The 24,827-nt window shown below is 65.6% G+C and carries 23 protein-coding genes; 18 read left to right on the top strand and 5 right to left on the bottom strand.

The features are described from left to right. Window position 1: 1 nt before the first annotated feature. The 5 genes from AB4Y82_RS10080 (at window position 2) to AB4Y82_RS10060 (ending at window position 5,596) form a co-directional block, all read left to right on the top strand. Window positions 2-742 (top strand): flagellar motor protein, encoded by a 741-nt coding sequence (locus AB4Y82_RS10080; protein WP_441602963.1) that lies wholly within the window; start codon window positions 2-4, stop codon window positions 740-742. A 15-nt stretch (window positions 743-757) separates the two neighbouring features. Next, window positions 758-1,909: a flagellar motor protein MotD gene (gene motD, locus AB4Y82_RS10075; protein WP_441602962.1), complete on the top strand. Its 1,152-nt coding sequence runs from the start codon at window positions 758-760 to the stop codon at window positions 1,907-1,909. 52 nt (window positions 1,910-1,961) lie between these two features. Further along, window positions 1,962-2,423 carry a chemotaxis protein CheW gene (locus AB4Y82_RS10070; RefSeq protein WP_441602961.1) on the top strand — a complete coding sequence of 154 codons (462 nt, stop codon included), beginning with the start codon at window positions 1,962-1,964 and terminating at the stop codon, window positions 2,421-2,423. Between the two features lie 86 nt (window positions 2,424-2,509). Then, window positions 2,510-4,447, top strand: a complete 1,938-nt coding sequence (locus AB4Y82_RS10065; protein WP_441602960.1) for an AI-2E family transporter — start codon at window positions 2,510-2,512, stop codon at window positions 4,445-4,447. 204 nt (window positions 4,448-4,651) lie between these two features. After that, a complete protein-coding gene (locus AB4Y82_RS10060; RefSeq protein WP_441602959.1) occupies window positions 4,652-5,596 on the top strand; it encodes a SphA family protein in 945 nt (314 codons plus the stop codon). Between the two features lie 18 nt (window positions 5,597-5,614). Here the strand turns inward: AB4Y82_RS10060 and AB4Y82_RS10055 are convergent, their stop codons facing one another. From AB4Y82_RS10055 to fliK, 3 genes are all read right to left on the bottom strand, one after another. Beyond that, window positions 5,615-6,823, bottom strand: a complete 1,209-nt coding sequence (locus AB4Y82_RS10055; protein ID WP_441602958.1) for a DUF2252 family protein — start codon at window positions 6,821-6,823, stop codon at window positions 5,615-5,617. A 95-nt stretch (window positions 6,824-6,918) separates the two neighbouring features. Further along, the gene (locus AB4Y82_RS10050) at window positions 6,919-7,194 is read right to left on the bottom strand and encodes an EscU/YscU/HrcU family type III secretion system export apparatus switch protein (protein ID WP_441602957.1); all 276 of its coding nucleotides are present in this window, start codon (window positions 7,192-7,194) and stop codon (window positions 6,919-6,921) included. Continuing rightward, complete coding sequence (gene fliK / locus AB4Y82_RS10045; RefSeq protein WP_441602956.1) at window positions 7,191-8,333, bottom strand: flagellar hook-length control protein FliK; 1,143 nt, start codon at window positions 8,331-8,333, stop codon at window positions 7,191-7,193. Before fliK ends, AB4Y82_RS10050 begins: the two co-directional genes overlap by 4 nt. A gap of 193 nt (window positions 8,334-8,526) precedes the next feature. On the opposite strand from fliK, the gene AB4Y82_RS10040 reads away from it, so the two are divergent. The 12 genes from AB4Y82_RS10040 (at window position 8,527) to AB4Y82_RS09985 (ending at window position 21,694) form a co-directional block, all read left to right on the top strand. Continuing rightward, window positions 8,527-8,838 carry an STAS domain-containing protein gene (locus AB4Y82_RS10040; RefSeq protein WP_441602955.1) on the top strand — a complete coding sequence of 104 codons (312 nt, stop codon included), beginning with the start codon at window positions 8,527-8,529 and terminating at the stop codon, window positions 8,836-8,838. A gap of 14 nt (window positions 8,839-8,852) precedes the next feature. Next, window positions 8,853-9,215 (top strand): response regulator, encoded by a 363-nt coding sequence (locus AB4Y82_RS10035; protein ID WP_046973083.1) that lies wholly within the window; start codon window positions 8,853-8,855, stop codon window positions 9,213-9,215. Window positions 9,216-9,293: 78 nt separating this feature from the next. Then, window positions 9,294-11,279: a chemotaxis protein CheA gene (locus AB4Y82_RS10030; RefSeq protein WP_441611259.1), complete on the top strand. Its 1,986-nt coding sequence runs from the start codon at window positions 9,294-9,296 to the stop codon at window positions 11,277-11,279. A gap of 183 nt (window positions 11,280-11,462) precedes the next feature. Then, window positions 11,463-13,136 (top strand): methyl-accepting chemotaxis protein, encoded by a 1,674-nt coding sequence (locus tag AB4Y82_RS10025; RefSeq protein WP_441602953.1) that lies wholly within the window; start codon window positions 11,463-11,465, stop codon window positions 13,134-13,136. Window positions 13,137-13,341: 205 nt separating this feature from the next. Then, on the top strand, window positions 13,342-14,979 hold the full coding sequence (locus AB4Y82_RS10020; protein ID WP_441602952.1) for a methyl-accepting chemotaxis protein: 1,638 nt from the start codon (window positions 13,342-13,344) through the stop codon (window positions 14,977-14,979). A 206-nt stretch (window positions 14,980-15,185) separates the two neighbouring features. Next, a complete protein-coding gene (locus AB4Y82_RS10015; RefSeq protein WP_441602951.1) occupies window positions 15,186-15,692 on the top strand; it encodes a chemotaxis protein CheW in 507 nt (168 codons plus the stop codon). Window positions 15,693-15,718: 26 nt separating this feature from the next. Next, window positions 15,719-17,434 carry a methyl-accepting chemotaxis protein gene (locus AB4Y82_RS10010; protein WP_441602950.1) on the top strand — a complete coding sequence of 572 codons (1,716 nt, stop codon included), beginning with the start codon at window positions 15,719-15,721 and terminating at the stop codon, window positions 17,432-17,434. Window positions 17,435-17,436: 2 nt separating this feature from the next. Next, on the top strand, window positions 17,437-18,318 hold the full coding sequence (locus AB4Y82_RS10005) for a CheR family methyltransferase (protein ID WP_441602949.1): 882 nt from the start codon (window positions 17,437-17,439) through the stop codon (window positions 18,316-18,318). After that, window positions 18,315-18,974, top strand: a complete 660-nt coding sequence (gene cheD, locus AB4Y82_RS10000) for a chemoreceptor glutamine deamidase CheD (RefSeq protein WP_441602948.1) — start codon at window positions 18,315-18,317, stop codon at window positions 18,972-18,974. The genes AB4Y82_RS10005 and cheD overlap by 4 nt, the downstream gene beginning before the upstream one ends. A 109-nt stretch (window positions 18,975-19,083) precedes the next feature. Continuing rightward, the gene (locus AB4Y82_RS09995) at window positions 19,084-20,181 is read left to right on the top strand and encodes a protein-glutamate methylesterase/protein-glutamine glutaminase (RefSeq protein ID WP_441602947.1); all 1,098 of its coding nucleotides are present in this window, start codon (window positions 19,084-19,086) and stop codon (window positions 20,179-20,181) included. Between the two features lie 14 nt (window positions 20,182-20,195). After that, complete coding sequence (locus AB4Y82_RS09990) at window positions 20,196-21,380, top strand: methyl-accepting chemotaxis protein (RefSeq protein WP_441602946.1); 1,185 nt, start codon at window positions 20,196-20,198, stop codon at window positions 21,378-21,380. Between the two features lie 11 nt (window positions 21,381-21,391). Next, window positions 21,392-21,694, top strand: a complete 303-nt coding sequence (locus AB4Y82_RS09985; RefSeq protein ID WP_199728084.1) for an STAS domain-containing protein — start codon at window positions 21,392-21,394, stop codon at window positions 21,692-21,694. A 7-nt stretch (window positions 21,695-21,701) separates the two neighbouring features. Here the strand turns inward: AB4Y82_RS09985 and AB4Y82_RS09980 are convergent, their stop codons facing one another. Both AB4Y82_RS09980 and AB4Y82_RS09975 read right to left on the bottom strand, forming a co-directional pair. Next, on the bottom strand, window positions 21,702-22,769 hold the full coding sequence (locus AB4Y82_RS09980; RefSeq protein WP_441602945.1) for a M48 family metallopeptidase: 1,068 nt from the start codon (window positions 22,767-22,769) through the stop codon (window positions 21,702-21,704). Window positions 22,770-22,774: 5 nt separating this feature from the next. Beyond that, window positions 22,775-23,953, bottom strand: coding sequence for a YjgN family protein (locus AB4Y82_RS09975; protein ID WP_441611258.1), 1,179 nt, complete (start codon window positions 23,951-23,953; stop codon window positions 22,775-22,777). Between the two features lie 468 nt (window positions 23,954-24,421). Between AB4Y82_RS09975 and AB4Y82_RS09970 the strand changes: the two genes are divergently transcribed. Continuing rightward, window positions 24,422-24,799, top strand: a complete 378-nt coding sequence (locus tag AB4Y82_RS09970) for a cupin domain-containing protein (protein ID WP_441602943.1) — start codon at window positions 24,422-24,424, stop codon at window positions 24,797-24,799. The last annotated feature ends 28 nt before the right edge of the window (window positions 24,800-24,827 follow it).

The following is a 24,827-nucleotide window of genomic DNA, read 5'->3' as shown; positions in this document are numbered from 1 at the left end:
CATGGATCTGGTAAGTCTCATCGGGACGATCCTGGCCTTCGTGGTCGTGATCGTCGGCACCATCCTCAAGGGTTCCAGCGTGGAAGCGCTGTGGAATCCGGCGGCGTTCGTGATCGTGTTCATGGGCACCATCGCGGCACTGCTCGTGCAGAACTCCGGCAAGGTGCTCAAGCACGCGATGTCGATGTTCCCGCTGGTGTACAAGCCGCCGCAGCACCAGCCATCGGATCTGATCAGCCGCATCGTGGGCTGGAGCGAAATTTCGCGTCGCCAGGGCCTGCTGGGCCTGGAGCCGCAGATCGACGCGGAAAACGACACCTTCGTGCGCAAAGGCCTGCAGCTGCTGGTCGACGGCAGCGAGCCCGAGGCCATCCGCGGCGTGCTCGAAGTCGAAGTGGGCGCGCGCGAACACCATGATCTGGCCGGCGCGAAAGTGTTCGAGCAGGCAGGCATCTTCTCGCCGACCATGGGCATCATCGGCGCGGTGATGGGCCTGATGGCGGTGATGCAGAATCTGGCCGATCCGAGCAAGCTGGGCCACGGCATTGCCGCCGCGTTCGTGGCGACGATCTACGGCGTGGCGCTGGCCAACTTGTGGATGCTGCCGATGTCGGCGCGCCTGAAGGCGCTGATCCACAAGCAGACGCAGATGCGCGAAATCCTCATCGAAGGCCTCGTCTCCATCGCCGAGGGCGCCAACCCTCGCCAGATCGAAGCGAAGCTCCAGGGTTACCTGGCGTAACGGAGGCGCAGCGTTGTGGCCAGGAAGAAGAAACACCACGAAGACCACGTCAATCACGAGGCCTGGGCCATTCCCTACGCCGACCTGATGACGCTGCTGCTCGCCTTCTTCGTGGTGATGTACGCGGTCTCGGTGGTGAACGAAGGCAAGTACCGCGTGATGTCCAACTCCATCATCGAGGCGTTCAATGGCTCCAGCCACGTGATCGCGCCGATGCCGCAGACGCGTGCGCAGCCGCACAATGTCGATCCGGCGATTGCCTCGCCGGGGAGCCAGCCGGGCGCGGCGACCATCCCGGTAAGCGTGCCCATTCCGGGACGTCCGCAGATGGTGCGCGCCGTGGATACCCGTGCCGCCTCGCCGGTGGAGGAGAAGCGCAATCTCGAAGTGATCCGCGACCAGGTGGTGCGCGCGCTGCAGCCCTTGATCGACAAGCAGATGGTGATCGTGCGCAAGACCACCTCGTGGCTGGAAGTGGAGCTGCGTACCGACATCCTGTTCCCCAGCGGCGTGGCGAAACTGTCGCCGGAAGCCAACGAAGTGCTCAACAGCATGGCCTCGATCCTCAAGCCATTCCCCAATACGGTGCGCATCGAGGGCTATACCGACGACAGGCCGATCAACACCGCGATGTATCCGTCCAACTGGGAGCTGTCCGCCGCCCGCGCGGCGAGCGTGGCGCGCCTGTTCACGGAGCAGGGCGTGGATCCGACCCGCCTGGGCATCATGGGCTGGGGCGAATACCACCCCAATGCCGACAACGCGACGGAAGACGGTCGCAATCGCAATCGCCGCGTGCTGATCGTGGTGCTCAGCGAAGAAGGCGAGCCCAAGCGATTGGAAAACAATGCACCAGGCGCAGGCCAGCTCACCGCCGACAGGCAGGGCGCCCCGGCTCCCGCAGCCTCTGTCGCGTCCCCGGCCAGCGCCGCCGTGGTCGCCAACACCAAGCCCGCCACAGCCGTGCCCACGGTGGAAGTGGTGGCGCCACGGTTGATCGACGAAGTTCCGGTGAACCAGGTAATCCTCGCCAAGCCCCAGCGCAGCGTGCCGGAGGACGTCGACTCCGGTCCGGAAGTGACGCCACGCGCCAGTCTGCCCAACGTCGCGGCGGGCGCGATCACCGTGGGATCGGCCCACGTGGCCGCGCCGGAGCATGGCCCGTGATTTGCAAGCCGGTAGTACCCAACACCCATTCCACCGTCGGGGAGCCATCGCCATGAAACATGTACAGAACGCCCAGCACTGGCTGTCCTTCCGCATCGGCGGGCAGTTGTATGCCGCGCCGCTGACGCAGGTGAGCGAAGTGTTGCGCGATGGCGAGCTGACCCCGGTGCCGGGTTCGGCGCACGACGTGCTGGGCATCCGTCACCTGCGCGGCCGCATTGTGCCCGTGCTCGATGGACGCCGGCGCCTGGGGCTGCCCGACGAAATGCGTGTCGACCCATTCCAGGTGCGTCAGGTGATGCTCTCGCACGGTCCGCATCTGGTCGGCATTCGCGTGGACGCGGTTGGCGACCTGCTGGACGCCGCAGCCGCCGATATCGCACCGCCGCTGCCGGGCGCCATGGCGCGTGAAGACGATCCCGTGCACGGCGTATTGCCATCACAGGGCGGCTTCGTAGCCTTGCTGGATGTGCGCCGCCTGTGCCGCTTGCCGCTGGAACAAGAAGCGGCCTGACCCAACCGACATCGGGCAAGGCTATCCTTGCGCTATCCGGGACGACGTCGTCGTCCCGGACACGCCGCGGTGTAGAGGAGATGCCCATGTCGTCGCAAGACCCCACTTTGCCCGCCGTGACGGCGAGCCAGCGCGCCGTGGTCATCATCGCCGCGGCATCGGTGCTGGCGTTGCTGTACTTCGGGCGTGAGGTGCTGGTGCCGATCATCCTGGCGCTCTTTCTCAGCCTGCTGATGGCGCCATGGGTGCGCTTGTATCGCCGCATCGGCCTGGGCCACGGCATGTCGGTGATGATTGCGGTGCTGGCGCTGGTGGTCATCGTCACCGGCACGACGGCGATGATGGGCACGCAGGTGGTGCATGTGGCGCGCAGCCTGCCGCAATACGAGGCGACCATTCACACCAAGGTGCAGTCGCTGCGCGAACAAACGGTGGGACGCCTGGATCTCCTCAGTGGCGAACTGGGCAAGGTGATCGACGAATCCGGCCAAGGGTCGGCACCTGTCACGGGTGCGGCCGCGCCCCCTTATCTGACCAACGCGCCTGCCGTGCCCAAGCCGGCATCAACCGCGACCAAGCTGCCTAGTGCGCCGGTGTCGGTGATCACCCGGGTGCTGTCCACCGCGTGGGTCCCGGTGGAAACGGCGGGCATCGTGCTGGTGGTCCTGATTTTTGTGCTGCTGGAACACGAAGCCCTGCGCGACCGCTTCATCCGTCTCGCCGGCGGTGCGGACCTGCGCGCCACCACGGCCGCGATCAACGATGCAGGCGAGCGGCTCTCGCGCTTTTTCATCTCCACTTTCTCGGTCAACTTTGGCGTAGGCGTGGCGATCTGGCTGGGCCTGGCCGTCATCGGCGTGCCCAGCGCCCTGCTGTGGGGCCTGCTCACGGCGGTGATGCGCTTCGTGCCTTACATCGGTGTGTGGCTGGTGGCTGCCGTGGTGAGCTTGTTCGCGGCCGCCGTGGCGCCGGGCTGGTCGCTGCTGCTGATGACAGTGATGTTGTACCTGGTGGTCGAGATCATCGTGTCGCAGCTGATCGAGCCGTTTCTGTACGGGCACACCACGGGCCTGTCGCCACTCGCCGTCGTAGTGGCCGCGATTTTCTGGAGCTGGTTGTGGGGTCCGGTGGGCCTGCTGATGTCCACGCCGCTGACGCTTTGCCTGGTGGTGGCGGGCCGTCACGTGCAGGCGTTGAACCTGCTCAATATCCTGCTCGGGGACACGCCGGCGCTGACCATGCCGCAACGCGTGTATCAGCGCGCCTTGTCGGGCGATGCGAGCGAGATCTTGAGCGAGGCGCGCGAATTCCTGAAACGCAAAAGCTTCGCCGCATATTGCGACGCGGTGCTGCTGCCCGCGTTGCAGCTGGCGCGCATCGACCTTGCGGCTGGCGCGATCAGCACCGAACAGCAGACCGCGGTCAAGCGCGCCATCGTGACCGTGGTGGAGACGCTCGACAGCCATGAAAGCAAATGGGCGCGCTGGCGCCGCCGCAGCTCGGTGCTCGAGAGCGTGAGCATCGGCCGCAGCCTGCGCCAGCATCGCGAAGATGCGTTCGGCCGCTGGCAGGGGCCGCTCGCCGTAGCGCCGCGCTCGGTGGTGCTTTGCCTGGGCCTGGGTTCGGTGGCCAGCGACTTTGCCACTGAACTGCTCACCCGCATCCTGCGCGACCTGAATATCGATGCGCGCCATCTTTCCGTCGAGGATTTCGCGGCCTTCGACGCCGAGCCGCATCCGGAAGCCACCCCCAATGCCGTGTCGATGGTCTACATCGTCAGCACCCACCCGACCAAGGAGCGCGAGAGCTTCGATGAGGCGGTTGCGTTGACTCACCGCGGGATTCCGGATGCCTGCCTGGTCGGTGTGTTCTTTCCCGAGCCCCTGGCGGCGACGGAAGTGGAGCCGCCGGTCAATGCCGAGCTCAACGAAGTCGTCACGTCGCTGGAACAGGCGGCGCAGCAGGCGATTGCGCGCTTTCCGGAAGGTGGCGTGGAGCGCGAGCAGCGCAGTGCTGCGATCTGAAACGGCGCTGACGCCGCACAATGGACCCGCCGCGACGCAGCTTTTTTGACACGCGGCCCGGGTGCCGTTCTGCGTATTTCTACGTAGATCCAGTAGGTGGATTTTCGCTTGTCCGGCTCCTTTGATCCGTAGAGGCTGAGGCCGTGCGGGCAGTGCTGCTGCCGCACGAAACGCGCATGCCGTCGCGCCACGCCCGGAGCTGTCATGAAACGAATCGCGCTGTATTGCGCCCTGTTGGCTGCGCTATTGGCCCTGCCACTGCATGCCACGGAAACCGGCGTCGGGCGCTCCATCACGGGTATGCAGGCAACGTCGTATTCGGGCCTGATTCCCCCGGCCCCCGGGCTGACCTGGCAATACGGCTACGCGTATTACGACGGATCGATCAGCGCATCCAAGCAGGTGCCTATCGCCGGCGGCGGCTCAGCGCTTGGCCTCAAGGCGGAATTCCAGCTGGCCACGATCACCGGCCTGTACATCTGGAAGACGGCGCCTTCGTCGTGGAATTTCGCCTCGATGATGACCATGCCGTTTGCCTACGTCGACGCCAACGTCAACGCACGGCTCGGCGGCTTCAGCGCGAGCAAGTCGTCCCACGTGCTGGGGCCGTACGACTTGTTCTTCGCGCCGGTCATCGCCAGCCATCATTTCAGCCAGACGCAGCACATGTCGTTCTCGCTGTACTTCTATGCGCCCACCGGCGACTACAAGGATGGCCGCCTGGCCAATGCCAGCCTCAACACCTGGACTTTCTCGCCCACCATTGGCTATACCGGGTTGTTCGACCAGGGCTCGCTGGAATGGAGCGCCACCACGGCGGTGGATTTCTACACCAAGGACAAGGCGACCAATTACCAGAACGGGTCGGTGTATCGCCTCGATACGCTGCTGGTAAAGCGCTTTCCGACGGGTTGGGGCATCGGCGCCGTCGGCGGCTGGATTTATCAGCTGGAAAACGACACGGGACCGACGGCCGATCTCCTTGGCGGCTTCAAGGGACACGCACTGGCGGTCGGTCCGATGGTCAACTACCTCAAGAAGTGGCAGGGCGGCCAGGTCGAATTCTCGCTGCGCTGGCTGCACGAATTCGATGTCACCAATCGACTGCAGGGCAACCCGGCGATGTTGTCGGCCACGGTCACGCTCTGACTGTTCTGTGCGAACGATTCAGGCCTGGCCGCCCACGTAACGGCGGCAGTGGTCCAGATAATCGCGCTCATGCATCGACAGCAGGCCGGTCACGGCCTGCCATAGCCACGACGGTGCATCGAGGGTGCGCGAATGATTGCGTTGCAGTTCCTGGCACCACGACTTGCGCGTCGCCGCATCCATCTGGCGCGAATGGGCATGTCCCACCACGTGGGCCAGAAACGCCGCCACGCGGCGCGCCTGTTTGCGATGCAGGCGGGCGATGTCGATCTTCAGATCCTGCGGCAGCAGTTCGCGCACAAACACCGGCTTGTCCAGCAGATGCGCGGGACGCATGCGATTGCCCAGCGCCGGCGACAGATGTTGTGCGGCGAGCACGACGCGCTCGGCGTGATCGCGCGGCATGCGCACGTGTTTGGCGCGCGGCGCGATGGATGCGGCCGCTTCCTTGATGTCGATCAGGCACAGATCATCGCCCTCCACGGCATTGCCATCCACATCGAGCAAGGCGGCATAGCGCAACTTGCCCAGTGAGCTGCAGCCCTTGCGCCAGTACGCGGCATCGAGCACGTTCACCTCGCCAGTGGGATCGCGCTGCCGCCACTGCTTGGCGAGCGCATCCAGCTCAGGCTGCTGGAAGATGGCCTGGATGGCTTTGCGCTCTTTGGCGACGATCGGCCAGAACTCGCTGCCAAGCGGCAACTCAAGTCCGGCCCCGTTGGTGCGTTCGTTGGCGAGCGACTTCCAGCTGCGCTTTGCCGCTTGCTTCATCACCAGCTTGATGGTGCCGGGCATGCCCGGTTCGGAATCGTCGGTTTCCGGAAACGCCGCTTCGTAGCCGTCGAGCATCGCCTCCATCATGTTGGCGGTGGTGATGCCGGGCAGGTCCGAGCCTCGTGCCGCCATGGCGAGCGAGAGCGCGAGCCGCACTAGGTCATGCGCGGGATTGCCGATCACGCTCTGGTCGAAATCGCGTATCTGGATGTGCAGTTTGCCCTGGTCGTCCGCCACCGGGCCGATGTTGCCGATATGGCAATCGCCACAGATCCAGATCGCCGGCCCCACCGGCAGGCGCGGTGCCGCGCGCGAGTCCAGCCATGCGTAGAACTGTGCCGTGTTGCCGCGCACATAGGCATGCGCCGAGCGGGCCATCTTGGTGTTGCGTCGTTTGGTCAGTGCGTCCTGGCGCTGCGCCGGCGGCACGTTGGAGTTGCGGGTACGGGACATGGGCGATCCTGTGAGTACAGAATCACTGTTGCGGACCAAACATGAAGGACGTGTCGTGTTTTTACGCGTCGCGCATCGTTCGCAAAAACGTGCGTTCAGTGCGGCGCGTCGGCCGCGTCGTAGATGCACGACAACACCGCTGCCGCTGCGGCATACAGCGTGGCAGGCACTTCCTTGCGCAAGCGCAGCGAGGCGAGCAGCGCCGCCATCTGCGGATCCTGATGCAGCGGAATGCCCAGTGCGCGCGCACGCGCCAGCAAGGTCTCCAGCGATTCCGGCGGAAGGCTCACCGGGCTGGCATGCGCGTCGTTGGGACCGCCGGAAAGACGCAGGGTGACGCGGCGACGTGCGGGCGGCAGTGCGTTGCTCATGCCATCGTCCTCAGCAGAATCGCACTGTGTTGATGCGTGGATTGCGGCAGCCCCTGCTGGCAGGAGAGCTGGTCGAGGATCAGGCCGGTCGCCGACAAGGCCTGGCGCAACGGGCCGAACTGTTGCTCGAGTCGATGCACCGCGTCCGCGCGCTCAGCCCACAGGCGCACCGATAGGCGCACGTCGCGCAATTGCAGTTCGCCCTGCAGCGGACCCAGCCCGGGCAGATCGATGGCGAAACCGAACGTCCACGACGAACCCGTGCCGCCCTCGGCGTTCTGCTGCAATTGAACCTGCAGGATGTCGCGACCGTCTTCGCCCTGCAGCGGGATTTCAATCATCCACGCGGAGGCGGTGGTGGCTTCGAGCTGGGCCACTTCCACGCGCGCCAGCGCCGCGTGCACTTCGCCATGCAGGCGGCTGAGCAAGGCGTCGACATCGTCGTCCAGCAGCGACAACGGCAGCATCGCGCGCGGTTGCGCCTGCAGGCCGCGCTGTTGCAGCGGAGGTGGAGTTTCGCTGGACGTGCTGCTCGCGCGTCGTGCCGGCAGGTAGTCGTCGAGCAGGCTGGCCAGGCGCAGCAGCGCACCCTTCCAGTCTTCCTGGCTAAGCCCGGCCATATCCAGGTTGGGCTCGGCCAGCTGCGATTCCAGGAACAGGCCGCTACGCTTGATCGCTTCTTCCAGCCCTTCGCCGCGGGTGATTTCGGTGGGCGTGCGCACCACGTGTTCCAGCGCCGCGAGTGCCGGCCGCAGGTAGGCGGGCAGCTGGCGCAGCGCCGGGCGCTGGGCCAGCGCGTCGAGCGTGGCGAGCAAAGGCGCGTAGCCATTCTGCTGGGGCAGGCGTTCGCGCATCGCCAGCTGCGCTGCCGGTGGAGCGCTCTGCGGCAGCATCAGCTCAAGCTGCGGCTGCGCGCCCAGGGTGAGCACGCGGACCTGGAACTGGGCCGGCAGCTGTTGGCCGCTTGGCGCTTCGGTTTCCACGGCCACGGCGCCGATCTGCAGCACCATCATGCCGTCCGGATTGATCCCCAGCGGACGCGCGGACAGCACCGTGCCGATGCGCCAGCTCTCGGCGGCACTGCCGGAGGCAGCGCCGGCCCAGGCGAGGGCTGCGAGACTGGTGGGTTGGATGATCAAGCGTAGCTCCTTGCGAACGAAGCGGCATGCGCGCCCGTCCGTGCCCTAGGCATCGGCGGCCTTCGAGAAAACTTGAGGGCCCATTTTGAGCGCATCGGCGGTGCCCGACCGGGACAAAGATCGCTAAAGCGAACAACGGCATGGCCGATAAACCACCCGTAGACGCCCAACAGGGCAGGCACAGGATCACACCATGGGCAAGACGACGGGTGAGGCAAAGGCGAAGGCGCGCGTGATCGCGCTGCCCGCCGATTTCCGCCTCGGCAGCGTGGCGCAGGTAAAGGCCGAACTGATCGAAGCGTTCGATGCCGCCGCGCAGCTGGACGGCGCGGGCGTGGAGCGCGTGGATACCGCGGCGCTGCAGCTGCTGGTGGCGTTTCGCCGCGAGGCGACGGCGCGGGGCCAGTCGCCCACGTGGCTGGGTGTGAGCGAAGTGATGCGTGACGCGGCCGGCGTGCTCGGCCTCGCACAGGCTTTGGAACTGCCGGCACCGATGCCGGCCTGAAACTGAGGTGGAAGATGGCGAAGATTCTTGCGGTTGACGATTCGGCTTCGATGCGCGGCATGGTGGCCTTCACCCTGCGCAATGCCGGCCATGATGTGAGCGAGGCGGAAAACGGCCAGCTCGCGCTCGATGCGGCCAAGGGCAGCAGCTTCGACCTGGTGCTGGCGGACGTGAACATGCCGGTGATGGATGGCCTGAGCATGGTGCGCGAGCTGCGCACGATGCCGGCCTACAAGGGCGTGCCGATCCTGATGCTGACCACCGAGTCGCACACGGACAAGAAGATGGAAGGCAAGGCCGCCGGCGCGACCGGTTGGCTGGTCAAGCCGTTCGATCCCGAGCAGCTGCTGGCCACCGTCAAGCGCGTGCTTGGTTGAAAACAGCTGCGTTGTGCCGGCGAACGCCGGCATGACGGCAGTGAACGTGCGTCCGCAATCCCTTAGAGAAGTGTCCCCATGAGCAAGGCCGGTCTGGCGCAGTTCCAACAGGTGTTCATCGAAGAGAGTCTGGAAGGACTCGACACGATGGAGTCGTCGCTGCTTGCGCTGGACGAGGGCGGTGACGGCGAGCTGGTGCACACCATCTTCCGCGCCGCACATTCGATCAAGGGCGGCGCGGCCACCTTCGGTTTTCCGGAGATGTCCTCGTTCACCCACGAGGCCGAGTCGTTGCTGGACGAAGTGCGCAGCGGCAAGCGCGCCATCGACGGTTCCATCATCGAACTGCTGTTGCGCACGGTGGATTGCCTGCGCGGCATGTTTGCCCGCGCCCAGGCCGGCGAGCCGCTCAATGACGCGGTGGCCGAAGGGCTGCGCAATGAATTGGCCGCTGCGATGGGGCGCGGCGTGCCGGCTGCTGCGCTGCAGGCGCGGCGTGATGTGGACCAGGCCGATGCCTGGACCATCCGCTTCCGCCCGCACGCCGGCATGCTCGCCAGCGGCAACGAGCCGCTGCGCCTGATCCGCGAACTGGCCGGACTCGGCAAGCTGCAGGTCACGCCCGAGTTCGACAAGTTGCCGGCATTCGCTGCACTGGAACCGACCGAGTGTCATATCGGCTGGACCATCGAGCTCACCGGCCCGGTGAAGCGCGCCGATATCACCGGCGTGTTCGATTGGGTCGAGGACGAATGCGACCTCGCCATCGAGGCCAAACACGTAGTGGCCGAGGTCGTCGCCGCACCGTCGGCGCCCGCTGCTGCACCGGCGGCACCGGTGGCCGATGCCGGGGCCGCGCGTGCGCAACGTGAAACCAGCGCCGAATCCAGCTCGGTGCGCGTCTCGATCGACAAGATCGATGGACTGATCAACCTGGTGGGCGAGCTGGTGATTACCCAGTCCATGCTCGACACCTTCCGCGAAGGCGACATCGACGCCGCGCGACTGGCCGTGCTCGAACAAGGCCTGGCCCAGCTGGCGCGCCACACGCGCGAGCTGCAGGAAAGCGTGATGGGCATCCGCATGCTGCCCATCGCCTCCGTGTTCAACCGCTTCCCGCGCATGGTGCGCGACATCAGCCAGAAGCTTGGCAAACAGGTGAAGCTGGAGCTGATCGGCGAACAGACCGAGCTGGACAAGACGGTGCTGGAGAAGATCGGCGACCCGATGGTGCACCTGGTGCGCAACGCCATCGACCACGGCCTGGAAACGCCGGACAAGCGTCGCGCGGCAGGCAAGGGCGACACCGGCACGCTCACGCTGAAAGCCTCGCATCGCGGCGGCAATATCGTGGTGGAAGTGTCCGACGACGGCGCCGGCCTCAATCGCGACGCCATCGTGGCCAAGGCGATCCAGCGCGGCATCATCAGCAGCAGCGAGGGCATGAGCGACGACGCCGTGGCCGAGCTGATCTTCCAGCCGGGTTTCTCCACCGCCGCCGTCACCACCGATCTTTCCGGACGTGGCGTGGGCATGGACGTGGTCCGCCGCAACGTGTCCGACCTTGGCGGCACCGTGGCCATCCGCAGCACGCCGGGCAACGGCAGCGTGTTCACCATCACCTTGCCGCTGACCCTGGCGATCATCGACGGCCTCACCGCCGCGGTGGGCGAGGAGCGCTACATCGTGCCGCTGGTCTCCATCGTGGAGTCGGTGCAGCTGAAGGCCGAAGCGGTGCGCAGCGTGGTGGGCGGCGGCGAATTGTTCCGCTTCCGCGGCGAATACCTGCCGGTGATCCGCCTGCACGACGCCTTCGCTTGCGAGGGCGCGATTCACACCATCGACGACGGCCTGATGGTGGTGGTGGAAGGCGATGGCTCGCGCGTGGGCTTGTTCGTCGACGGCCTGATCGGCCAGCAACAGGCGGTGGTGAAGTCGCTGGAAGCCAACTATCGGCGTGTCCAGGGCGTATCCGGCGCGACCATTCTGGCCGACGGCTCGGTGGCGCTGATTGTCGACATCGCCGGACTGGTTCGCATGCAGGGTCGCCGGAAAGCGGCCTGACCACATAGCGCAGCGTTCAGCGCTGATCACGCCGTCCTTCGCAAGAACGACGGCGGCAACACCCAACCTCATTCAAGCGGCGACAGGAAGCCGCGGCGCGCTGGCCTGCGGCCCGCGTCAGAGCAATGCAGGGCATCACTTCGGGCCATCGCCATCGGCCCATCCGTTCTGAAGGTCGCCTCCATGAAGTCACCACTGAAAGCTATCGATCGACTGAGCCTGGCCGCCAAGGTGTGGCTGGTGATCGCCTTCGTGGTGGCGGGTCTGGCCACCTTGACCCTGGTGTCCGCGCTGGACAGTCGCCGCCTGCAGATGGCCTCGCGCGTGAGTGCGCTCGGCGATGAAGTCAATACCGCCATCTCGCTGATCGACAGCTATCACGCGCGTGCGGTGGCCGGCCAGCTCAGCGACGAAGAGGCGAAGAAACAGGCGCTCGCCGCGGTGTCCGCGCTGCGCTGGAACAAGGGCGCGGGTTATGTGTTCGCGTTCGACTCCCACTTCGTGATGCGGATGCATCCGATCATGCCCAAGCGCGTGGGCATGAGCATCAAGGACGAAGCGGACAGCCAGGGCACCTTCATGTATCGCCACATGATGGAATCCGATCAGCGCGATGGTTTCGGCGCCACCGAATACATGTGGCCGATGCCCGGCGGCAAGCAGGACGAACACAAGATCACCTACACCAGCTGGTACAAGCCGTGGGACCTGCACGTGGCGTCGGGTGCCTATTTCGTGGATATCAACGAACAGTTCCGCCACGCCTTGATGGTGAGCCTGCTGGAAGCCGCTCTGGTCGGCCTGCTGGTGATCGGCGTGGTCTGGCAGTCGATGCGCAGCATCCGCCGGAGCATCGGCGGCGAGCCCGCGTTTGCGCTGGCCATGGCGGCGCGCATCGCCGACGGCGATCTGGCCGGTCACGGTGAACTTCGCTTCTCCCCCGATAGCATGCTCGAAGCACTGGAGCGCATGCGTACCAAGCTGGTGGGCATCGTGCGCGAGGTGCAGCAAGGCTCGCAGGTCGTGTCGACCGCTGCGCAGCAGATCTCGCGTGGCAACGACGACCTGTCGCATCGCACGCAGGAACAGGCGTCGAGCCTGGAAGAAACCGCCGCCTCGATGGAGGAGATGACCTCCATCGTGCGCCAGAGCGCGGACAACGCCGGCCATGCCGACCAGCTGGCGCGCAGCGCCCGCATGCAGGCAGAGCGTGGTGGCGAAGTGGCGACGCGCACCAGCCATGCCATGCGCGAAATCGAAGGTGCCAGCCGCCAGATCACCGACATCGTGCAGTTGATCGACGAGATCGCCTTCCAGACCAATCTGCTTGCACTCAATGCTGCCGTTGAAGCCGCGCGTGCGGGCGAGCAAGGCCGTGGTTTCGCGGTCGTGGCCGGCGAGGTACGCAACCTCGCACAGCGCAGTGCGTCGGCAGCTAAGCAGATCAAGCTGTTGATCGGCGACACGGTGGAGAAGGTGCAGGCCGGCTCCAGCCTGGTGGCCGAATCCGGCCAGGTGCTCTCGGGCATCGTGGACAGCGTCAAGCGCGTCACCGACATCGTGGCCGAGATCGCCGCCGCATCGCAGGAGCAGTCCTCGGGCATCGATCAGGTAAACCGGGCCGTGATGCAGATGGACGAAGTCACCCAGCAAAACGCGGCCTTGGTGGAAGAAGCAGCGGCCGCCGCGCGCGCCATGCAAGAGCAGGCCGATGAGCTGGAGCGCCAGATTCGCTACTTCCGTCTGCAGGGCGAAACACGTGTCGTGACGCGCCCCGCAGTACCTGCGCGACAGGCTGCACCGGCCATGCCCAAGCCGCAGCTTGCGGCGGCCAGCGCGGGCTGGACCGAGTTCTGACGAAACCATACATACCCGGCGATGAAGTCCGTCGCCGGCACGGAGTTCTTGCGGCGAGGGAATCCAGGGGCGCCGTTCGCAACATCAAAGACAGCTGCGACAGGAAGCCGCGGCGCGCGGGCCGCTGGCCTGCGTAAGAGCAGTGCAGGGAATGAATCTAGGCAATCGCAGAACCGTCCTTTTCATTCTGAAGGTTTTTGAAGTCATGAAGTCTCCTTTGAAGTTCATCGATCGCCTGAGCCTGGCGGCCAAGGTGTGGTTGGTCATCGCCTTTGTGGTGGCCGGCCTGATGACGCTCACCGTGGTATCCGCCATCGACAGCCGCCGCCTGCAGATGGCGGCGCGCGTGCATGCGTTGAAGGACCACGTCGCCAGCGCCACCGCTGTCGCGCAGAGCTTCCACGATCGCGCCAAGGCGGGCCAGTTCAGCGAGGAAGAGGCTCAGCGCCGGGCGTTCGAGGTCATCCGCACGATGCGCTGGGGCCAGGGCTCCGGCTACGTCTTCGCGTTCGATTCCAACTTTGTCATGCACCTGCATCCCATCTTCCCGGAGAAGGAGGGCAAGAATGTGCGCGAGGACAAGGACCCGGATGGCAAGCCGTTGTGGCAGATGATCGCGGCCGTGGATCGCGCTCAGGGCTCGGGCATCACGGAATATACGTGGCCCATGCCGCCGGACAAGAAGGTCGAGCCCAAGATCACCTATAGCGCGTGGTTCCAGCCGTGGGACATGCATTTTGGTACGGGCGCTTACTTCGTCGACATCAACGAGCAGTTCCGCCATGCGCTGCTGGTGAGTCTGCTCGAAGCGGGTCTGGTCGGCCTGCTGGTCATCGGCGTGGTCTGGCAGTCGATGCGCAGCATCCGCCAGAGCATCGGCGGCGAACCGGCCTTTGCGCTGGCCATGGCGGCACGCATCGCCGACGGCGACCTGGCCGCAGGCGACGGCGCCCAGGCATTTCCCCCGGGCAGCCTGCTCGCTGCCTTGCAGCGCATGCGCTGCAAGCTGGTGGAGATCGTGCGCGACGTGCAGCAGGGCTCGCAGGTGGTGTCGACCGCGGCGCAGCAGATCTCGCGCGGCAACGATGACTTGTCGCATCGCACGCAGGAACAGGCCTCGAGCCTTGAGGAAACCGCCGCATCGATGGAAGAAATGACTTCCATTGTGCGCCAGAGCGCCGACAACGCCGGCCATGCCGATCAGCTTGCCCGCAGCGCACGCGCCCAGGCCGAACGCGGCGGCCAGGTCGCCACGCGCACCCGTCACGCCATGGGCGAGATCGAAGGCGCCAGCCGCCAGATCACCGACATCGTGCAGTTGATCGACGAGATCGCCTTCCAGACCAACCTGCTTGCGCTCAATGCCGCCGTGGAAGCGGCGCGTGCGGGCGAACAGGGCCGTGGCTTCGCCGTCGTCGCGGGCGAGGTGCGCAACCTCGCCCAACGCAGCGCCTTGGCCGCCCGCGAGATCAAGGCGCTGATTGGCGGCACGGTCGAGAAGGTGCAGGCCGGTTCGGCCCTGGTCAGCGAATCGGGCGAGGTGCTCGCCGGCATCGTGGACAGCGTGAAGCAGGTGACCGACCTCGTGGCCGAGATCGCCGCTGCCGCGCAGGAGCAATCCTCGGGCATCGACCAGGTGAACCGCGCCGTGATGCAGATGGACGAAGTCACCCAGCAGAACGCGGCCCTGGTCGAGGAGGCCGCCGCCGCGGCGCGCGCGATGCAGGAGCAGGCCGATGAGCTGGAGGTGCGGGTGCGGTACTTCCGGTTGCAGTCGGAGGCGTCGGTGCCGATGCGTGACGCGCGGCCTGCCATGTGCCGACCGGTGGCCGTCGCGACCTGACCTGTAGGAACCCTGTGGGAGCGCACCCTGTGCGCGACGTCCTGGCTATGCCTCGCGGCAAACGGATGCCGTCGCGCACAGGGTGCGCTCCCACAGGACACGGCCAGCCCGGCCCCAAAACCCGCTTCCCGCTCAAGTTTCCCCCATCACCGCCGATCCAGAACCCGATAGGGGGCCTCGCACGCGGCCCCGACCACGAGGCGAACATGTCCGACAACACCCGGAGCGAGGCGCTCCAGTCACAGTACCTCACCGTCAACCTCGCCCACGAGGAATACGGCATCGACATCCTGGCCGTGCGGGAAATCCGCGGCTGGACGCCGGTCACGCGCATTCCGCAGGCGCCGCACTACGTGCTGGGCGTGCTCAACCTGCGCGGCGCGATCGTGCCGGTGATCGACATGCGCCTGCGTTTTGGACTCGAACGCGAAGCTTATGGGACCACCACCGTCACCGTGATCATCACCGTGGCCGGCCGCAATTTCGGCGTGGTGGTCGACGCCGTGTCCGACGTGCTGGATGTCACGCCGGACGCCATCCGCCCGGTGCCCGACATGGGCACCACGGTGGATACGCAATACCTCAAGGGGTTGACCGCCGCCGGCGAGCGCATGGTGCTGCTGCTGGATGTGGACAAGCTGTTGCAGCCCCAGGACGCACAGATGCTTGAGGCGGCGCTGCCAGCTGTCTCCGATGTCAAAGCCGTGGCCTGACCGACTTACGCAGGATTGGAACCAACATGAAGAAGTTCGCACTGAAAGCCCCGGAACTCAACGTCAGGAACCGCATGCGCGCGGTGCTTGGCCTGCTTGGCCTGATGCTGATCGCCGGCGCCGTGATCGGCATCGGTTCGATGCAGCAGCAGAACGACGGCATGGGCAAGATCTATGAAGAAGAGATCGTGCCTGCCCAGTTGATCTCGCAGATCTCCACCCGCTCGCTGATGTCGTTCATTCTGATGGGCGAAGCAAGCTCGCTGGTCAGCAAGCCCGAGCAGGTCAAGGCCAAGCTCGCCGAGTACGAGAAGATGCAGGCGGAAATGGAGGCGCTGAAGAAGCAGTTCGACGCGATCCCCATGAGCGACGCGGTGAAGAAGCAGTTCAACGACTGGCGCTCCACCGACGCCGACTACAAGGACGCCAAGGATTCGCTGGTCGATGCCCTCAAGCAGGGTGACACCGGCGCGTCCGAACTGCTGGAAATGCAGGTGCGCCCGCTGATGATGCAGCGCCAGGATGCCTTGACCAAGCTGGTCGACGCACAACGCGCCGATGCCAAGCAGATCTACGACGCGCAGGTGACCCGCTACCACCTCGTGCGCACGGTCAGCATCGTCGCCCTGATCGTCGGCTTGCTGGTGGCCGGTCTGATGGCCGTGCTGCTGATGCGCTCCATCCTCAACACCCTGGGTCAGGCCGTGAAGGTCGCCCATGCCATCGCCGGCGGCAAGCTCGGTCACAAGATCGCCGTCACCCGCAAGGACGAACTGGGCGAACTGCTCGACGCCCTGCGCACGATGGACGAGCGCCTCTCCACCATCGTCGGCGAAGTGCGTCACGGCGCAGGCTCGGTGAGCTCGGCCGCGCAGCAGATCGCCCGCGGCAACGACGACCTCAGCCAGCGCACGCAGGAACAGGCTTCCAGCCTCGAGGAAACCGCCTCGTCGATGGAGGAAATGACCTCCACCGTGAAGCAGAACGCCGAGAACGCCAGCCACGCCAACCAGCTTGCCAGCGCCACGCGCCGTCAGGCCGAGCACGGCGGTGAAGTGGCGGCGCAGGCCAGCTCCGCGATGCGCGAGATCAACGATTCCAGCCGCAAGATCTCCGACATCGTCAGCCTGATCGACGAAATCGCCTTCCAGACCAACCTGCTCGCACTCAACGCCGCGGTGGAAGCCGCACGTGCCGGCGAACAGGGCCGCGGCTTCGCCGTGGTGGCCACTGAAGTGCGCAACCTGGCGCAGCGCAGCGCGGGTGCGGCAAAGGAAATCAAGGGTCTCATCAACGACAGCGCGGAGAAGGTGCGCGTGGGTTCGTCGCTGGTGGACCAGTCCGGCAAGGCGCTGGCCGATATCGTCGACAGCGTGAAAAAGGTCACCGACATCGTGGCCGAAATCGCCGCCGCATCGCAGGAACAGTCGGCCGGCATCGACCAGGTCAACCACGCCGTGCTGCAGATGGACGAGATGACCCAGCAGAACGCCGCGCTGGTGGAAGAAGCCGCTGCCGCTGCTCGTGCGATGCAGGAGCAGGCCGGTGAGCTGGCTCGCCAGGTCGGCTTCTTCCAGCTGGGCGAGGGCGGCACCGAAGTGGCGACCGAGAAAGCGCGCTCGCAGTCGGTGATGGCCGAAGCCGAGGCCGTGTTCGCCGCGGTGCGCAGCTCGAACGTCCCCGCGCCGCGCGCAGCCGTCCGCGCTGAGGCTTCCGACGCTGGTTCCTGGAAGGAGTTCTGAGCATGAACACGGCTGCCGCGATGGACAATCAAGCCGGCGTGGCGGCCGTGGGCGGCCCGTCGCTGGGCAATGCCGAGTTCGAATTCCTGCGCACGTTCGTCTACGAGCAATGCGGCATCTCGCTGGGTGAACACAAGCGCCAGCTGGTGCAGGGTCGTTTGCTGCGTCGCCTGCGTGCCCTGAAGCTGCGTGATTTCCAGGCCTACTGCGAGCTGCTGCGGCGCGATCCGCAGCAGGAGCTCGGCGAGCTGGCGAGCGCGATCAGCACCAATGTGACGGCGTTCTTCCGCGAGTCGCATCACTTCGATCTGCTTACCGACGAACTGCTGCCGCGCTGGATCAGCGAGAAGAAAAACGGTGGCCGCCTGCGTATCTGGTCGGCCGGCTGCGCCACCGGCGAGGAGCCGTACACGCTCGCCATGGTGCTGGCCGAGGCGCTGGAGAAACACGGCGCGCAGCAGATGGACGCGAAGATTCTCGCTACCGATCTGTCGCCGCAGGCGCTGGAAACGGCGCGCAAGGGCGTGTATGCGCTTGAACGCCTCGAAGGCGTGAGCGTGGAGCGTCGTCGCCGCTGGTTCCTGCGCGGCGAAGGCGAGTACGCCGATTACGTCTGCGTGAATCCGCGCCTGCGCGAACTGGTCAGCATCCTGCCGCTGAACCTGCTGCACGACTGGCCGATGCAAGGGCCGTTCGACGCGATTTTCTGCCGCAACGTGGTGATCTATTTCGACAAGCCCACCAAGCAGCGTTTGTTCCAGCGCTATGCCGGCCTCTTGCCGGACGGCGGCTACCTGTTCCTCGGACACTCTGAGTCCATGTACGGACTCAATGACAGCTTCGACCTGATTGGACGGACGGTCTACCGGAAACGCAGTACATGAATGTCGTAGCTGCCCAGCTCCCCGCGGGCACAGGGTATGACCCGGCCCGCGTGCTGCCGGGCTTTGAACACTTGCGCCGCTTCTGGGACCCGACGCAGTCGTGCATGACGGTCAAGGTGTTGCCGGGCGAGTTCTATGTGAGCGCCCAGCAGGAAATGATCTCCACCGTGCTCGGTTCCTGCGTGTCCGCCTGCATTTACGACCGCGTGCGCGGCCTGGGCGGCATGAATCATTTCATGTTGCCCGAGCCGATCGGCGGCGAGCGCGGCGGCTGGGCCGACACGATCGGCCGCGCGGCGCGCTACGGCAACGACGCGATGGAACAGCTGATCAACGCCATCCTCAAGGCGGGCGGTCAGCGCGCGAACCTGGTGGTGAAGGTGTTCGGTGGCGGCCGCGTGCTGGCCACCATGACTGACATCGGCCAGCGCAACATCGCCTTCGTGCGGCGCTACCTCGAAGCGGAGCGGCTTGAAGTGGCCGCGGAAGACCTGGGCGACGTGCATCCGCGCCATGTGCAGTTTTTCCCGACCAGCGGCAAGGCGCGCGTGCGCCAGCTGCGTGGCCGCACCGACGCCGTGCTGGTGGATGGCGAGCGCCAGTATCTCAAGCGTTTGGCAAACGATCCGATAAAGGGAGAGGTGGAACTGTTCTGACGCCATGCGCGTCAGCACGGTGGGCCTCTGCAAGCATCTGGCGCCGACACGGGCCGGCGGACGCGGGTGATGCACCCGCGCCGCACCACGAAGGCGAGACGAATACGCGATGGAAAGAGTACGTGTCCTGGTGGTCGATGATTCCGCACTCGTGCGGAAGCTGCTGTCGACCATGCTTTCGTGCGATCCGGGCATCGAGGTGGTGGGTACCGCCGCCGATCCGTTGATTGCGCGCGAGAAGATCAAGCAGCTCAATCCCGACGTACTCACGCTGGATGTGGAAATGCCGCGGATGGACGGCATCACCTTCCTCGAGAATCTGATGCGCCTGCGTCCGATGCCGGTGGTGATGGTGTCTTCGCTCACCCAGGAAGGCGCGGAAGTGACGCTGCGCGCGCTGGAGCTGGGCGCGGTCGACTTCTTCACCAAGCCGGGCAACGACCTGGCCAGCACGTTTGCCGAAGGCGCACAGGAAATCTGCGCCAAGGTGAAACTCGCCGCGCTGGCTCGTCCGCGTCAGCGCACCGCCGTGCGCAAACTCGATGTGCCGCCGCGCCTCAGTGCCGATGCCGTGTTGCCGCGCGCCCAGAGCGCCGGTACGCGCGGTGGCATGCCGATCATCGCCATCGGTGCCTCCACCGGCGGCACCGAAGCGATTCGCGTAGTGCTTGAAGCAATGCCGCCGGATGCGCCGCCGATCGTCATAACGCAGCACATTCCCGCCGCCTTCAGTGGCCCGTTTGCCGCACGCATGGACACGTGTTCCGCGATGCGCGTATGCGAAGCGCGCGACGGCCAGCCGATCCAGGCCGGCCATGCGTATATCGCACCGGGCAGCCAGCATCTGCTGGTGATGTGGGATGGCGCCAAGTATGTGTGCCGCCTGCACAACGGCCCGCCGGTGAATCGTCATAAGCCGAGCGTGGACGTGTTGTTCCGCTCCATGGCCGCCAGCGTGGGCCAGTCGGCGATCGCCGCACTGCTCACCGGTATGGGCGACGACGGCGCGCGCGGCCTGCTCGAACTTCAACAGGGCGGTGCACGCACCCTGGTGCAGGACGAAGAAACATCGGTGGTGTGGGGCATGCCCGGCGCCGCCTGGAAGCTGGGCGCCAGCAGCGAAAAGCTTCCGCTCGAACACATTGCCGCGCGCTTGCTCGCGATGGCGCATCAACCCGTTTCCCGCGCCGCTGTGTCGGCCACCTGATCGGCAGATACCTTATGGATACTTTCTACTCCTTTGTGCACAAGCGCCCGGTGGCCGGCCTCGCCGCAAGCGCGGTCGCGCTGGCGCTGACCATGCTGTGGCCGTCGGCCTGGCTGGGCCCGTTGGTGATCGTGCTGCTGACTGCCGCCTGGATCATCGAGACGCGTCGCGCCGCACCGGCGCTGGAGCCCGTCATCGACGTTTCGCTGGCCCACCACGAACCCGTGCGCGAAGCGCTGGAAGAAGTGCGCAGCTCGCTGGTCGACGAACTGGGCCACGCCACGCGCGAACTGCACCAGGCGCTGGACCTGCTGCGCGACGCGGTGTCGGAACTGGGTGGCGGCTTCGACGGCCTGTCGCGCAAGACCGGCATGCAGCAGTCGCTGCTGCGCCAGATCATCGACGGCCAGAGCGAAGGCGTCTCCGTGCAGGATTTCGCCGCGCGCACCAGCGACCTGCTCGCGCACTTCGTCGACATGATCGTGCAGATGTCGCGCGAAAGTCTGCGCATCGTCTACCGCATCGACGGCATGGCCAAGGAAATGGACGCGGTGTTCGGCCTGCTGAAGAACGTCAACACCATCGCCGAAGAAACCAACCTGCTCGCGCTCAACGCGGCCATTGAAGCGGCGCGTGCCGGCGAGTCCGGCCGCGGCTTCGCGGTGGTGGCCGGCGAGATCCGCAACCTGGCCAGCCATTCCAACCAGTTCAACGAGCAGATCGGCAGCCACGTGGAGCGCGCCCGTACCGCGATGGAGCAGTTGCGCGGCCTGGTCGGCACCATGGCCTCGCAGGATCTGAACGTGGCGCTGTCGGCCAAGGGCGGCATCGACGCCATGATGGCGCACGTCACCGAAAGCGACGCGCGCACCAGCAAGGTCGCCGACCAGGTGGTCGAGATCAACCGCGGCCTGGGCACCGACGTGGCCACCACGGTGCGCTCGCTGCAGTTCGAAGACATCCTGAGCCAGCTGATCAACCAGACCCGCCAGCGCCTGGTCGAGCTGCAGGACATCACCACCGAATGCACCCGCGATATCCAGGAGCTCGCCTGCAGCCCGATCGATGCCGAATCGCTGGCGCAGCGCGCCGAGCGCGTGCGCAACCGCCTGGCCATCCAGCGCGAGAAGGCACGCCTGCGTTCGCGCGGCCCGGCGCTGCAGAACTCGATGGATGCCGGCGAGATCGAATTGTTTTGAGGACCTGAGCCATGAGCCTGACCGTTCACCACGACCCCGACCTGGACTGCGTGACCCTGCAGCTGGGCGAGCGCTTCGACTTCACCGTGCATCGCGCCTTCCACGACGCCTGCCTCGGCGGCCGCGCCGCCCGCAGCTACGTTATCGACCTGGGCGAGGTGTCCAGCATGGACAGCTCCGCGCTCGGCATGCTGCTCCTGCTGCGCGAGCACGCCGGCGCCGATCGCGCGGAGATCCGCATCGTCAACGCGGATACCGGCCTGCGCGGCACCTTGCGCGTCGCCGGCTTCGACAAGCTGTTCGTACTGCACTGACGTTCGCTCAGTGCACGCCTTTCGCCTGCGATGCCGGTCGACGCGCCTGAAACGCGCGTGACGCCGCATCGGCATGGGCGATGCGTTCGGCCGTCATCGGATGGCTGGCGGCATAGCGCATGCTCTTGTCCTCGCCCTTGATCTCCGGATGCGCGCGTTCCAGCGCTTGCATGGCGTGTACGAAAGCGACCGGATCGATGTCCTGCTGTGCGAGTGCGTCGAAGGCGTAGCTATCGGCATCCGCCTCGAATCCGCGCGAATAGTGCGCATTGATGAGGAACATGGGCACGCCCGCCGTCACGCCGCCGAGCGAGGTGACATCACCCATCAGCATGCCGGCGACGATGAACACGCCTGAGCTGCGCAACACCTCGCGCAACAGGTGGTGGTGCGCCTGATGGCCCAGCTCATGCGCAAGGACGGCCGTGAAGGCCTGATCATCCGGCAGCTCCTTGATCAGCGCATCGGTGAACACCACGCTGCCATCGGGCATGGCAAATGCGTTCGCGCCGATGGCCGGCGCCGTGTAAAAACGCAGGCGCACCTCGGGCAGGCCGTGAATACCCTGCACAAAGTGCTGGAACACGGCCTGATAGTGCGCTTGCTGCTCGGGCTTGAGCGTGGTGGGCATCAACAGACGGCCCTCCAGCGCGGCCAACGACTGCTTGCCCATGCTGTGTTCAAGCGTGGCCGGGAGATGTGAGGCAATGCGATCAGCCGCCCACGGCACGCCGAACTCGAACAAGCCGGCCAAAGCCGCCACGATGATCACGATACCGGCCATCGCCGCGGGCCACTTGCGCTCCAGCCAGTCGACCACGCGCTCAAGCCGGTGGTGACGGGGAAACCAGTCGTCGGGCAGCACGTCGTGATCGACCTGCAAGTACGCACCATCGGCCAGGCGCAACGCGTAGGGCAGGCCGATCACCCGTGCGCTGGGTTCGAAGGCATCCAGCGACGCCTGCCAGCTCTGCGTGCGACCCCGGGTGTGCCAATGCAACAGCGAGTCTTCGCGCCATACCGTCACCGGTATGGCGCGTGTGGATCGTCCATCGAAATAGACTGCCGGGATCATCGCGCTTACAGGCCGATGTCGATGCCCAGCAGGCTATCCATTTCGGTCGCCGCAGCGCCGATCTCGCCGTGGGCAAACGCATCGCGCACGAAATCATCGAGCTCGCCCGCGCCGACGATGTCCAGGTGGTCTGCACGGTAGCGCGCCAGGCGTATGCGCGCCCACGGCATCGCCAGGCCGATCGTGCAAAGCACGGCCAGGCCATTGGTGAGGTAGATACCCAACATCTCCCAGTAGCCCAGCGTTGAGCGGAAGCGGTACGAACCCAGATGCGCGTTGTTGTAGAGCAGATTGGTCATCTGCGTGTGGATGAAGGTCCAGGCACCGAGATAGAACGGCGCCATGCAGGCGTAGACCATGGCGCCAACAAGCAGCGGCGGTGCCTTGGGGTGGAGCGCAAGCTGGCTCTTGAAGGCGAAGAACATGCCCGTCATCAGCGCCATCGTGGGCAGCAGCCATGCGAGCGCCACGCCGGCGGTCTTGACGTAAACGCGGTAGTAGTCGCTGACCTCGGCCGAGAACTTGAACGACTTGCCGCCGAAGTGATGGTTCTCGACCATCCATTCCTGCTGGTGGCCCTTGATCCAGGGCGCGATCACCGCCACGCCGCCAAACGCCAGCGCGATGCCAAAGCCGGAGTGACCGGCCAGCGACGCGAGGAAAAAGCCCAGGAACGGGATGCCCATCAGAAAGTACACGCCCAGGTACCACTTGTAGGCGCCACCGTAATCGTCGGTGAAGTAGAAACGCAGGCCGCGCCACGAGGAGTAGCGCGCGCGGAACATCAGGCTCTTGACGATCATCCACGGCATGAAGACGGCGATGACCAGCGCGGCGGCGACCTGCGCGGGTTTGTAGAACTGGCCGCCCAGCACATAGGCCGCGAAGATCAACGCGGTGAGCAGGCGTCCCTTGAGGATCGGGATGGGCCGCGCCAGGTATTCGAACGGCGTGCCGGCAAGCACGGTGTTGGCATACATGTACCGGCGGGTGCGCACGGTGGCCCAGGCCGAATAAATGCCTAACGTGACCAGGCTCAGGACCACGTTGACGATCCAGATGCGGAAATAGTCCCTGGCGTTGCCGCGGAACTCCAGGCGGCGGGTCTTGCCTACGGGTAAGGCCGGTGGTGCGACGTCAATCTCGGGCAAGTACACGCCCGAGGCCATGGTCTCGTCATGCATAGCTTGGATTCCCCTGCTTTGCCTCCCCCCCCGGGAAGCGAGAGGAGCATAGCCGAGAAACTTGCCCATCGATGCCAGGAATGCGTGTAAGGGTTGCCTGAACCTTACGTCGGCTACGCGGCAGTCCGGTGCCGGGCGGAGGCTGGTTGGCGCATTGCTCGCTCGGCCGTCCGCTCAATTGACGCTGCCACGGACGGGGCGTAGGTTTCTGCGGACATCGGGAGCATCCTTCCCGAGCTTGTCGTTTCCGGCATTTTCAAGGCACACGTCGTCGCTTCCGCCCCCTCGACTTGCGCATGCACACGATCGTGACGCGTTGCGACAGCGCGCGTCGCCTTGCCAGTATTCGGATCCATGCAGGGGCATGAGGTGGGCGTTCCGCCCACCACGGAAAAGGACGTCCAAACGCAGGTTTCCGCGCATTCGCGGAAGCCTTACCGACGTCGTCGAACTGCTGGAGGACGTGTGATGAAGACTTCCGTTTCGTGCAGCATGAAGTGTGCGTTGCTGGCGCTGGCCTGCGTTTTTGCAGGATCGGTATGCGCCCAGGACATGGTCAAGGTGGCACCCAAAAACACCAAAGTGCTGATCGACAACGATCAGGTACGGGTCATTGAAGTCTGGTTGAAACCAGGGGAATCGTTGCCGATGCATTCGCACCCGGCCAACGTCGTCTATTTCGAGACGGGCGGCAAGGCGAAGAGCACCAGCGCCGACGGCAAGGTGACCGAGATGGAACGCAAGGCCGGCGAGGCGATCTATAGCGAGCCGATCACGCACAGCAATCAGAACACCGGCACTACGCCGACCAAGGCCTTGGTGGTCGAGCTCAAGACCGCGAAGTAAGTTCGACTGGCGATACGGTGAGGGCGGT

Origin of the sequence: Dyella sp. 2YAF14 (assembly GCF_052114725.1) — a bacterium.
In the GTDB taxonomy this organism is placed as follows: Bacteria; Pseudomonadota; Gammaproteobacteria; order Xanthomonadales; family Rhodanobacteraceae; genus Dyella.
Note: the sequence above shows the minus strand (reverse complement) of the source record. Positions and strands in the feature narration are given on the sequence as shown.

Coding starts and splice junctions, on each gene's coding strand:
- AB4Y82_RS10080 (WP_441602963.1), top strand. CDS start 2: ATGGATCTGGTAAGTCTCATCGGGACGATCCTGGCCTTCGTGGTCGTG.
- AB4Y82_RS10070 (WP_441602961.1), top strand. CDS start 1,962: ATGAAACATGTACAGAACGCCCAGCACTGGCTGTCCTTCCGCATCGGC.
- AB4Y82_RS10065 (WP_441602960.1), top strand. CDS start 2,510: ATGTCGTCGCAAGACCCCACTTTGCCCGCCGTGACGGCGAGCCAGCGC.
- AB4Y82_RS10060 (WP_441602959.1), top strand. CDS start 4,652: ATGAAACGAATCGCGCTGTATTGCGCCCTGTTGGCTGCGCTATTGGCC.
- AB4Y82_RS10055 (WP_441602958.1), bottom strand. CDS start 6,823: ATGTCCCGTACCCGCAACTCCAACGTGCCGCCGGCGCAGCGCCAGGAC.
- AB4Y82_RS10050 (WP_441602957.1), bottom strand. CDS start 7,194: ATGAGCAACGCACTGCCGCCCGCACGTCGCCGCGTCACCCTGCGTCTT.
- AB4Y82_RS10040 (WP_441602955.1), top strand. CDS start 8,527: ATGGGCAAGACGACGGGTGAGGCAAAGGCGAAGGCGCGCGTGATCGCG.
- AB4Y82_RS10035 (WP_046973083.1), top strand. CDS start 8,853: ATGGCGAAGATTCTTGCGGTTGACGATTCGGCTTCGATGCGCGGCATG.
- AB4Y82_RS10030 (WP_441611259.1), top strand. CDS start 9,294: ATGAGCAAGGCCGGTCTGGCGCAGTTCCAACAGGTGTTCATCGAAGAG.
- AB4Y82_RS10025 (WP_441602953.1), top strand. CDS start 11,463: ATGAAGTCACCACTGAAAGCTATCGATCGACTGAGCCTGGCCGCCAAG.
- AB4Y82_RS10020 (WP_441602952.1), top strand. CDS start 13,342: ATGAAGTCTCCTTTGAAGTTCATCGATCGCCTGAGCCTGGCGGCCAAG.
- AB4Y82_RS10015 (WP_441602951.1), top strand. CDS start 15,186: ATGTCCGACAACACCCGGAGCGAGGCGCTCCAGTCACAGTACCTCACC.
- AB4Y82_RS10010 (WP_441602950.1), top strand. CDS start 15,719: ATGAAGAAGTTCGCACTGAAAGCCCCGGAACTCAACGTCAGGAACCGC.
- AB4Y82_RS10005 (WP_441602949.1), top strand. CDS start 17,437: ATGAACACGGCTGCCGCGATGGACAATCAAGCCGGCGTGGCGGCCGTG.
- cheD (WP_441602948.1), top strand. CDS start 18,315: ATGAATGTCGTAGCTGCCCAGCTCCCCGCGGGCACAGGGTATGACCCG.
- AB4Y82_RS09995 (WP_441602947.1), top strand. CDS start 19,084: ATGGAAAGAGTACGTGTCCTGGTGGTCGATGATTCCGCACTCGTGCGG.
- AB4Y82_RS09990 (WP_441602946.1), top strand. CDS start 20,196: ATGGATACTTTCTACTCCTTTGTGCACAAGCGCCCGGTGGCCGGCCTC.
- AB4Y82_RS09985 (WP_199728084.1), top strand. CDS start 21,392: ATGAGCCTGACCGTTCACCACGACCCCGACCTGGACTGCGTGACCCTG.
- AB4Y82_RS09980 (WP_441602945.1), bottom strand. CDS start 22,769: ATGATCCCGGCAGTCTATTTCGATGGACGATCCACACGCGCCATACCG.
- AB4Y82_RS09975 (WP_441611258.1), bottom strand. CDS start 23,953: ATGCATGACGAGACCATGGCCTCGGGCGTGTACTTGCCCGAGATTGAC.
- AB4Y82_RS09970 (WP_441602943.1), top strand. CDS start 24,422: ATGAAGACTTCCGTTTCGTGCAGCATGAAGTGTGCGTTGCTGGCGCTG.